The following is a 10,066-nucleotide window of genomic DNA, read 5'->3' as shown; positions in this document are numbered from 1 at the left end:
CAAAGCGTTCGCGCAGGGCGGCCTTCTGGACCTTGCCCATCGCGTTGCGCGGCAGTTCCTCCACGGTCACGACATGGCGGGGATGCTTGTACCGGGCCAGTTCAGCATCGAGCGCGGCACGGATCGCCTCTGCCGCAGGGGAATGGGCGGGGTCGCAGGCCAGCACGGCGATCGCCGCCTCGCCCAGATCGGGATGGGGCACACCGACGACCGCGCTTTCGCGCACGCCGGGGACACGGTCCAGGACCATCTCGATTTCGCGCGGATAGAGGTTGAAGCCCCCGGAAATGATCACATCCTTCGCCCGCCCGACGATGTGCAGATAACCGTCCGCATCGCACTGGGCGAGGTCGCCGGTGACGAAGAACCCGTCGGGGCGGAAGGATTCGGCGGTCTTCTCCGGCTGACGCCAGTAGCCCCGGAACAGGTTCGGCCCGCGCAGCTCGAGCATGCCGATCCCGCCCGGGAGAACGGGGGCGCCATCCGGGCCGACGATGCGCAGCTCCACCCCCGGCAGGGGAAAGCCCACCGCGCCGGGACGGCGTTCCCCCTCATAGGGATTGGAGGCGACCATGTTCGCCTCGGTCATGCCATAGCGTTCGAGGATGCGATGCCCGGTGCGCGCGGCAAAGGCCGCATGCGTTTCGGGCAGGAGCGGCGCGCTGCCCGAGACGAACAGGCGCATATGCGCGGTGGCCTCGCGCGTCAGACCCGGATCGGCCAGGAGGCGGACATAGAAGGTCGGCACCCCCATCAGCACGGTCGCCCGCGGCATCAGGCGCAGGACCTCGGCCGCATCGAATCGGGACAGCAGCAGGATCGCTGCACCGGAGAGCAGCGGCACATTGACAGCCACGAAAAGGCCATGGGTGTGAAAGACCGGCAGGGCGTGCAGCAGGACGTCCTGCGCCGTGAAGCGCCACAGTCCGGTCAGGGCACGGGCATTGGACAGGAGATTGTCCTGGGTCAGCATCGCCCCCTTGGGCCGCCCCGTGGTGCCCGAGGTATAGAGCAGCGCCGCCAGATCCTCCGGCCCGCGCGCGGCGGGCGGCAGGGGGGCGGCCTGCGCGGCGGTATCGGCCAGCGTGCCGCTGCCATCGGGGGCGAGCGTCAGCAGGCGGGGGGCGGCGGAGGCCAGATCCTCGGCGCGCGCCGGATCGCAGACGAGCAGGGCCGCCCCGCTGTCCTCGAGGAAGTAGCGCGCCTCGGCGTCGGTGGCGGCGGGATTGACCGGAACGAAGACGAATCCTCCGCGCAGGCATGCCGCGTAGAGGGCCAGAAAATCGGCGGATTTCCCGGCCAGAGCCGCGAGCCGGTCGCCAGGGCGCAAGCCGGCCGACGCCAGCGCTCCTGCCATCCGCGCGGCGCGATCCAGGAAGGCCGCATGCGTCAGGCTGCCGCCGTCGGGATGGATCAGGAAGGGCGTGCCGCGCCCCTCATGCGGGGGCCAGAAGCGCATCATGCAGGGGATTGGTCATCCGGGTTGCCTCTGCGGATCGGGAACGGTTTGCGCGGCGCCCTGCGGCGGCGCCTCCTCGAGGGCCGCCCGCAGCGCCTCGGCCAGATCAGACAGGCGGAAGGGCTTGCGCAGGATGCGCGCGCTGCCCCCCGCCGCCTCCTCGATGGCCTGCGAATCGGCATAGCCGGTGGCGAAGACGACCGGCAGGCCGGGCCAGAGCCGCCGCGCCTCGCGCACGAGTTCCGCCCCGGTCATGCCGGGCATCGCATAATCGACGAGCAGCAGATCCGGCCGCCCCCGCCGCAGCGCCTCCAGTGCGGAGGGGCCATCTGCGGCCAGTTCGGAATGCGCGCCCAGAAGGGCGGCCTGCTCGCCCAGGAGGCGGCGGACCCCGGCATCGTCATCCACGACAAGAATGGTCGCGGAGCGGCCCAGCGTCCCGGACTGCGGGGAGGGCGGCCCCTCGCTGACCGCAGCTCCTTTGCAGCACCGCAGCAGGAGCCGCACGGTCGTTCCCCGCCCCATCTCCGTCTCGATCCGCGCTGTCCCGCCGCCGAGCCGCGCGATCCCGAAGACCTGGCTGAGCCCGAGCCCCCGTGCCGCGCCCCGGCCCTTGGTGGTGAAGAACGGCTCGAAGGCGCGGGCGGCCACCTCGGGCGGCATGCCCATGCCCTCGTCGGCAACGGACAGATCGACATAGTCGCCAGGGGGCAGTTCGGGATCCTCCGCGATCTGCAGCAGGCGCGTGGCGATGGTGATCGCGCCGCCTTCGGGCATGGCGTCGCGCGCATTGATGGCGAGATTGAGGATCGCCATCTCGAGCTGGGTCGGGTCCGAGATCACGGTGACCCCTGCCGCACCGACGCGGATCCGCACCGTCACCAGCGGTCCGAGCGTGCGCTCCAGCAGGTCCTGCATCCCTTCCACGAGCGCATCGGGCGCAACCGCGCGCTCCTCGAGACGCTGATCGCGGCTGAAGGCGAGGAGCTGCGCCGTCAGCCGCGCCCCGCGCGAGGCCGCCTCGAGCCCCGCTTCGGCCAGCGCGCGCACCCGGGCGGGATCATCGGCACGGCGGCGGATCAGTTCAAGACTGCCGGAGACGCCCTGCAGGAGGTTGTTGAAGTCATGGGCGATGCCCCCGGTGAGCTGGCCCAGGGCCTCGATCCGCTGGGCCTGGCGGAGCTGCTCCTCGAGGGCGCGCTGGTCGGTCACGTCGCGGGCGGTGCCGTAGATCAGCCCTTCCTCGGAGACGGCGGTCCAGGCGAGATGACGCCAGCTCCCGTCCGGGCGGCCGAAACGCATCTCGAAGCCGAGGATGGCCTGTCCCTGCACGAGGCGGGCATGCGTCTCCTCGGCCGCAGGCCGGTCGTCGGGATGGACGAAGCGGCGGAAATCCTCGCCCTCGATCTGCCCGAGAGGACGAGCGAGGATGGCCTCGGCCGCCGGGTTGACGCTGCGCAGGCGGCCATCGAAGCCGATGACGGCGAACAGGTCGCGGCTGAGGCGCCAGAGCCGGTCCCTCTCGCGCGTGCGTTCGTCCACCTGGGCGGACAACAGCGCATTGAGGCGCGCCACCTCCTCCTGGGCGCGGGCCGCCTCGCGCCGCAGACGCGCCTGTTCGAGCGCATTGCCGAGAGCCTCGGCCAGCAATTCGCGGAAATGCCCCTCGATGTCCTTCCAGACATAATCGGCGGCGCCCCCCTTGAGGGCGGCCACCGCCACATGGCTGTCCTCCGAACCGGTGACATAGATGACGGGGGGCGGATCGGGAAGCGCGCGGATCATCGCCAGCACATCGAGGCCCGTGCGGCCCGGCATGTGGTGATCGAGGGCGACCGCCGCGATGCCGCCTGCACGGATGCGCGCCAGCCCCTGTTCGGGATCGGAGGCATGTTCGACCGCATAACCGCGGGCCGCCAGCGTGCGGCCGACGAGGCGGACGAGACCGGGATCGTCGTCGATGTAGAGGACGCGCGGCCCTTCGCCTTCCATGACCGGCCTCCCTCAGGGGTTCTCGGGAACCTGGATCACCGAGAAGAAGAGCCCGAGCTGGCGGATCGCATGGGCAAAGTTGTCATAGTCTACGGGCTTGGTGATGTAGACATTGCAGCCGAGGTCATAGCAGCGCTGGATCTCGCGCTGGTCGTCGGTGGTGGTGAGGACGACCACGGGCGAGCGGCGGGTGTGATCGTTGGACTTGAGGCGCTCGAGGATGTCGAAGCCGCTCATGTCCGGCAGGTTGAGATCGAGCAGGATCAGCAGATGGCGCTGGGCGCTGACCTCGCCCGAGCCGTCGGGACCGAAGAGATAGGCCAGTGCTTCGCCCCCCGACCGGCAGGGCACGATGTCGTTCAGCACCCCGGCGCGGCGGATATTCCGCTCGATCAGGCGGGCATGGCCTTCGTCATCCTCGATCATGACGATGCAGACGGGGTGCATGAGGGATTCCTTCATTCGGCTGCGGCCCGGGCGGACCGCTGCAGCGGACGGCGGGGGAGGATGACGGTGAAGGTCGTGCCATGTCCGGGCTCGGAGTCAAGCTCCACCCGTCCCCCCATCGCCCGCACCAGGGTGCGGACATGCGCGAGCCCGATCCCTTCGCCGGGGCGATCCTGGGGTCCGGCGCGGCGGAACAGCTCGAAGACGCGGGCATGGTCCCGCGGGGCGATGCCGCGGCCGTTGTCGACGACGCGATAGGCCACGCGCAGGCCCCTCTCCTCGCCGCTGACGCGGATCAGGCCGGGGCGGGACGGATCGAGATACTTCACCGCATTGTCGAGAAGGTTGCCGAAGACCTGCTCCACGGCGAGGCGGTCGGCCTCCAGATCCGGGAGATCGGGGGCGATCTCGATCACGGCGCCGGCCGCATCGGTCTGATGGCGCATCGAATCGGCGATGCCCTGCATGAGGGGGGTCATGGCCAGCGGCTCGGGCCGCAGCAGGCGCCGCCCCTCGCGCGAGAGGCGCAGGATGGCTGCGATCAGCCCCTCCATCTTGGCGGTGGCGGTCTTGATGAAGCCCAGCGCCTCGTCGAATTCGGCGATCGTGCGGGCGCGCAGGGGATCGTCCCCGGGCCTGGCGCCGGCGGCGAGCAGCTCGTCCCGCAGGGTCTGCAATTCGCTCGTGAACCCCATGACATTGACAAGGGGAGAGCGCAGGTCGTGGCTGACGATATAGGCGTAGCGCTGCAGCTCCTCGTTGGATTCGGCCAGTTCGGCGGCCTGTTCGGCCAGCGCCTCGTTGAGGCGCCGCTGCTCGCGCTCGGCGGCCTCCCGCAGGGTGTCGTCGCGCAGCGTCAGGACGGAACCGACCCGCGTGCCATCCGGCGCGAAGACGGGACGGGCGCTGCCCACGGCGACCACCTCGGTCCCGTCGGGGCGGCGGATGCGCCAGCGGGCATCCAGAACGGTTTCGCCATGCAGGACGGCGCGGGCCAGGGGCAGATCATGGCTGGGATAGGGTCGGCCGTCCATCGTCAGAAGATGATAGCGCCCGGCATAGTCCTCGGGCCTGACATCGAGATCGGCCGTGCCATGAAGCCGGGCCGCCGCCTCGTTGACGAAGACGATCCGCCCTTCGGCATCGGTGACGATGACGCCTTCGGCCAGCTGACCGAGGATGGCCGCGCGTTCGGCGGCGCGCGCCTCGGCCTGCATCCCGGCCCGGGCGAGGGCGGCCTCGGCCGCGCGGCGGCTGTCGATCTCGCGCCGGGCGGCCTCGAACAGGCGGGCATTGTCGAGCGCCACCGCCGCCTGGCCGGCCAGACCTTCGGCCAGACGCTCCTCGCGTTCGCCGAAGCGGGCCGGTTCGGGATGACCGAAGAGCAGCGCGCCGAGCGTGCCTGCTCCGACCGAGACCACGGGAACGGCCAGATAGCTGCGCACCGGCAGATGCCCGGCCGGCAGGCCGCCATGGCTGCCATAACGCGGATCGGCCGGCACGTCGTCGGATCGCACAGGGCCTTCGGCCGCAAAGGTAGGCCGGAAGAGGCGCGTCGCACGTGGCAGGCCGAAGCGCTCGAAGGCCGCGCGTTCCGCGCCGGTCAGCGCGCCGAGACGCCACAGATCGCCCCCGTCCGGGCCCGCACCGGGCAGCCTCTCGAAGAAGGCGCCATAGGCCGCGCCGGTCAGCAGCGTGGCCGCTTCGGTGACACGATCGATCAGGCGGCTGGGGTCGAGCTCGCCGGCCATCTCGCGGCCGAGGCGGTTGAGGACATCGAGAAGCTGGTTGCGTTCGTGCAGCGAGGCGGTCGCCACGCCCAGCGCCCGGCTGACCTGATCGGCCTCGGCCAGGCCTGATTCGAGCGGCGCCACCGGCTCTCCGCGGCCGAGCGCCTCGGCCTGCCGGCCGATGGCCTGGATGGGGCCGACGATGCGCCGCTCGAACACCCAGGCCAGCAGCAGGGACAGGCCGATCAGCCCCGCCGCCAGCGCCAGCATGAGCCCGAGCGAGCGGCGCAAGGGCGCGGCCATCTCTCCGGCGCGCACGCCGATCGCCGCGCGCCAGTCGGCTGCGGGAATGCGGGCATAGGCGCCGGAGACCTGCGCCCCATCCGCCGTGGTCCCCGGCCAGGTGCCACGCAGGCCGGTCGTTGCCGCAATCAGATCCGCCGTCGCCTGCGTGCCAACGAAGCGGGCCGCATCGCGGTTGCGCGCCATGATCGTGCCATCGGCATCGACGATGGCGGCGGTCCAGCGTTCGGGGACCCCCGCCTCCTCGAACAGGGGGGCCAGCCGGTCGGCATCGAGGCTCAGCCCCAGCAGATAGGTGCCCCCCTGCCCCCCCGCGACCTGCACCGGCATCACGACGGCAAAGGCCGGGGCCTGCGTGACAGGGCTGACATAGAGCCCCGAAACGGCAGACCGGCCGGTGGCGAGCAGCCCGGCATCCACGGGAAGGCTCAGATCGGGCAGCGGGCTGCCCCAGGGACGGCGGGCATCCAGGATCTGGCTCCCGTCCGGCCGGCGCAGGAAGACGGTCAGGCCCTGCCGTTCGCGCAGGGAGACGGCCTGCTGGTGGAATTCCTCGAAATCGCCCGATCGCAACCGCTCCGACAGCGACAGCACATCGAGGGCCGCATGCAGCGCCGTCAGTTCGCGCTCCACGGCAGAGGCAAGGCGCATGGCGGTAGCAAGGGCCTCGCTCTCCACGCGCGCCCGCTCGGCGGCGTTCGTCTGCCAGAGCAGGATGCCGACCAGCAGCAGGATCGGCAGCATGAGGCCCAGCGCATGGAGATAGAGATGCTGACGCACCGAATGCGCACGGCGCACCGGCGCTTTGCCCCTTCTACCCTCTGCCGTCACGACAGGCCCCGTCCCCCGGACCACCTTCGGCCCTTAACGCATGACGGGCCGGCCGGTTCCAGAACCTTCCGCAGGGCAGGCCGCAACGTCCTGCGGCGAGGCCTGCCCGAGCCCCCCGCAGGAGGGCCGGCGTGCCGAAGCGGCCCTTAGGATGCGATCTCGTAGCCGGCTTCGGTCAGCACGCGAAGGAGTTCGCGATGACCGATGCGGGCCATCTCGGCCGGCGGGGCCTTGCGGGGATCCTGTTCGGCCTCGACCACGAACCAGCCCTCATAACCGTGATGGGCAAGGCGCTTCACGATGGCGCCGAAATCCAGATCGCCATCGCCCGGCACGGTGAAGGCGCCCTTGATCACGGCATCGAGGAAACTCTCGCGCGAACGGTCGAGCGAGCGGATGACGTCAAGGCGCACGTCCTTGGTGTGGACATGATTGATGCGGGCATGATGGCGGTCGATCACCCCCAGCACATCGCCCCCCGCAAAGGCGAGATGCCCCGCATCGAACAGCAGCGGCAGCGCCTCGCCGGTGGCGGCCATGAAGCGGTCGATCTCCTCCTCGGTCTCCACGACGGCGGCCATGTGGTGGTGGTAGGACAGCGGCATCCCCTGATCGGCGCACCATTCGGCAAAGGCCGTCATCCTGCGTCCGTAGCTGCGCATCTGGTCGTCGTCGAGCCGGGGCTTGGTGGCCAGCGGCGCCGACCGGTCGCCCTGGATGGAGCGCGCCGTTTCGCCATAGATGATGACGGGGGCGCCCGCCGCGATGAACAGGTCCATCTGGGCCCGGATGCGGTCCTTTTCGGCCTCGATATCCCCCTCCAGCAGCCGACCGGAGAACCAGCCGCCGCAGACCCGCATCCCGTGACGTTCCAGCACCGGACCGAGAGCGGACCAGTCCATCGGAAAGCGCCGCCCCGTCTCCATGCCGGCGAATCCGGCCTCGGCCGCCTGACGCAGGCATTCCTCCAGACTCACATCGTCCGACAGCTCGGGCAGATCGTCGTTCCACCAGGCGATCGGGGCGATGCCGAGACGGGCCTTCATGTCGTCCTCTCCGGTATGGGGCGTGCGATGCCTGCCTCCATGCGCGAAGCGCGTGCAGCGGGCAAGCAGGGACCGCAAATCCCTGACGAGATCGCATCAGAAGGCAGCAGGAACAACCATCAGGCCTGATGGGTTCCGGGCCCCGGCCTCTGGACAGGACCGGACGGCAAGGCAAGGTCCGCCCGCCTTCTGCTGTCTTCTTCTGCGGTGCATCATGACGGGCAAGCCTCTCTTGCGTGTCGGGCTGATCGGTTCGGGGTTCATGGGCCGGGCGCATGCCTTTGCCTATGGGATTGCGCAGAAGGTGTTCGATCTGCCGTTCCGGGTGGAGCTGACGGTTCTGGCCGACGCGACCGCGGAGGCCGCCACGCGCGCGGCGCAGGAGCTCGGCTTTGCCCGCGGCACGGGCGACTGGCGGGCGCTGGTGACCGATCCGGATGTGGATGTCGTGCATGTCACCGCACCCAACGCCCTGCACCGGGAGATGGCCCTGGCCGCGCTGGCGGCGGGCAAGGCTGTCCATTGCGAGAAGCCCCTGGCCCCCACCGCCGCCGAGGCGCGAGAGATGGCCCAGGCGGCCGCGCGGGCAGGCGCGGTGACCCAGGTGGGGTTCAACTACCTGTGCAATCCGATGCTGCGGCTGGCCCGCGAGATCATCGAATCGGGCGAGATCGGCGAGATCCGCAGCTATCGCGGCATCCATGCCGAGGACTACATGGCCGATGCCGCCACCCCCTTCTCCTTCCGCAACGATCCGGTGGGCGGGGGCGTGATGGCGGATCTGGGCTCCCATGCGCTGGCCACTGCCGAATTCCTGATGGGGCCCATCACGCGGCTGCTGGGCGATGCCGTCACCGCGATTGCCGAACGCCCGGACGGCCGGGGCGGCATGCGCCCCGTGCAGACCGATGACATCGCCCGGGCCCATCTGCGCTTTGCCTGCGGCGCCTCGGGCAGCCTCGAGGCCTCCTGGATCGCCACGGGGCGCAAGATGCAGCATGATTTCGAGATCCACGGATCGAAGGGAGCGCTGCTGTTCACGCAGGAACGGCTGAACGAACTGCATCTCTACCTGACCGACGACCCCGCCGGCCGGCAGGGCTTTCGCCGCATCGAGGCCGGTCCCGCCCATCCCCCCTACGGGCGTTTCTGCGTGGCCCCCGGCCACCAGCTCGGTTTCAACGATCTCAAGGCGATCGAGATTGCCGGCTTCCTCGAGGCCCTCGCCGGGCGCGCCCCCGAACCCTTTGGCTTTGCCGCGGGCGCCCGCATCCAGGCCCTTGTCGAGGCGGTGCTGCAATCGGCCCGCGAAGGCCGCTGGGTGGAGACGGCCTGAGCCGGAGGGGCGGCCGGAGCCGAAGGGACTGGACGGCGCGGGACAGACGTTCCACCTTGCCGTCCCGAATCCCTGCCGGAGGCCCCATGATCCTCGAGACTGCCGAATTCGTCGTCACCGATGGCCCCGCCTTCGAGGCCGCCGTCCGTGAGGCACGCCCCCTCTTCCAGGCCTCTCCGGGCTGTCTGGGCCTGTCGCTCCACCGTGTGATCGAGGATCCGGCACGCTATCGCCTGCTCGTCCGCTGGGAGCGGCTCGAGGATCACACCGAAGGCTTCCGCGGCTCGGAGGCCTTCGGGCGCTGGCGCGCGCTCGTCTCTCCCTTCTTTGCTGCCGCCCGGTCGTGACGCATTCCGAGGAGGTCGTCTCCTGACCCGCGTCCCCGCCCTGCCCCCGGCCTTCCGCCCCGAGGCGGATCCGCGCGCCTTCCGCCGCGCGCTGGGGGCCTTCGCCACCGGCGTGACCGTGGTCACCACGCGCGGCCGCGACGGCCGGCCCGTCGGCATCACGGCCAACAGCTTTGCCTCGCTGTCGCTGGACCCGCCGCTCGTGCTGTGGTCGCCGGCCCGCGCCTCGCGCCGCTTCGGCGTCTTCGTCGAGGCGGAGGCCTTTGCCATCCATGTCCTCGCTGCCGATCAGCAGGCCGTCTGCGATGCCTTCGTGCGGGCAGATCCGGTCGACATGCCCTTCCTCACGGGTCCGGAGGGACTGCCCCTGATCGGCGGCTGCCATGCCCGCTTCCTGTGCCGGCGCCATGCCGTCTTCGACGGGGGGGATCATGCGATCCTCGTGGGCCGCGTCTTCGAGGCGATGCGGAGCGAGGCCGAACCGCTCGTGTTCCATGGCGGCCGCTACGGCAGCTTCGCTCCCCGCGCCGACCGGCATCCGGGCCCCGATGCCGCGTCCTGAGCCGCGTCCCGAA

The 10,066-nt window shown here is 70.6% G+C and carries 8 protein-coding genes; 3 read left to right on the top strand and 5 right to left on the bottom strand.

Features of this window, described 5'->3' with window-relative positions; all coding sequences use genetic code 11:
- The 5 genes from RUTHE_RS14830 to iolE all read right to left on the bottom strand — a co-directional run.
- Nucleotides 1-1,459 (bottom strand): AMP-binding protein (locus tag RUTHE_RS14830; protein WP_342662256.1); only part of this gene is annotated, 1,459 nt, incomplete at its 3' end.
- A gap of 15 nt (nt 1,460-1,474) precedes the next feature.
- A complete protein-coding gene (locus RUTHE_RS14825) occupies nt 1,475-3,451 on the bottom strand; it encodes a response regulator (RefSeq protein ID WP_021099305.1) in 1,977 nt (658 codons plus the stop codon).
- 12 nt (nt 3,452-3,463) lie between these two features.
- Nucleotides 3,464-3,898 carry a response regulator gene (locus RUTHE_RS14820; protein ID WP_021099304.1) on the bottom strand — a complete coding sequence of 145 codons (435 nt, stop codon included), beginning with the start codon at nt 3,896-3,898 and terminating at the stop codon, nt 3,464-3,466.
- Between the two features lie 11 nt (nt 3,899-3,909).
- Nucleotides 3,910-6,729: a sensor histidine kinase gene (locus RUTHE_RS15700; protein ID WP_021099303.1), complete on the bottom strand. Its 2,820-nt coding sequence runs from the start codon at nt 6,727-6,729 to the stop codon at nt 3,910-3,912.
- A 179-nt stretch (nt 6,730-6,908) separates the two neighbouring features.
- Entirely contained in the window at nt 6,909-7,808 is a 900-nt protein-coding gene (gene iolE, locus RUTHE_RS14810) for a myo-inosose-2 dehydratase (protein ID WP_021099302.1), read from the bottom strand.
- Nucleotides 7,809-8,040: 232 nt separating this feature from the next.
- Here iolE and RUTHE_RS14805 point away from each other — a divergent pair, with 232 nt between their 5' ends.
- The 3 genes from RUTHE_RS14805 to RUTHE_RS14795 all read left to right on the top strand — a co-directional run bounded on the left by RUTHE_RS14805 (nt 8,041) and on the right by RUTHE_RS14795 (nt 10,053).
- Nucleotides 8,041-9,144, top strand: coding sequence for a Gfo/Idh/MocA family protein (locus RUTHE_RS14805; RefSeq protein ID WP_245542265.1), 1,104 nt, complete (start codon nt 8,041-8,043; stop codon nt 9,142-9,144).
- 86 nt (nt 9,145-9,230) lie between these two features.
- Nucleotides 9,231-9,491, top strand: a complete 261-nt coding sequence (locus RUTHE_RS14800; RefSeq protein WP_021099300.1) for an antibiotic biosynthesis monooxygenase family protein — start codon at nt 9,231-9,233, stop codon at nt 9,489-9,491.
- A 40-nt stretch (nt 9,492-9,531) separates the two neighbouring features.
- Entirely contained in the window at nt 9,532-10,053 is a 522-nt protein-coding gene (locus tag RUTHE_RS14795) for a flavin reductase family protein (RefSeq protein ID WP_040646061.1), read from the top strand.
- Nucleotides 10,054-10,066 lie beyond the last annotated feature (13 nt).

The organism is Rubellimicrobium thermophilum DSM 16684 (assembly GCF_000442315.1).
GTDB lineage: Bacteria > Pseudomonadota > Alphaproteobacteria > Rhodobacterales > Rhodobacteraceae > Rubellimicrobium > Rubellimicrobium thermophilum.
Note: the sequence above shows the minus strand (reverse complement) of the source record. Positions and strands in the feature narration are given on the sequence as shown.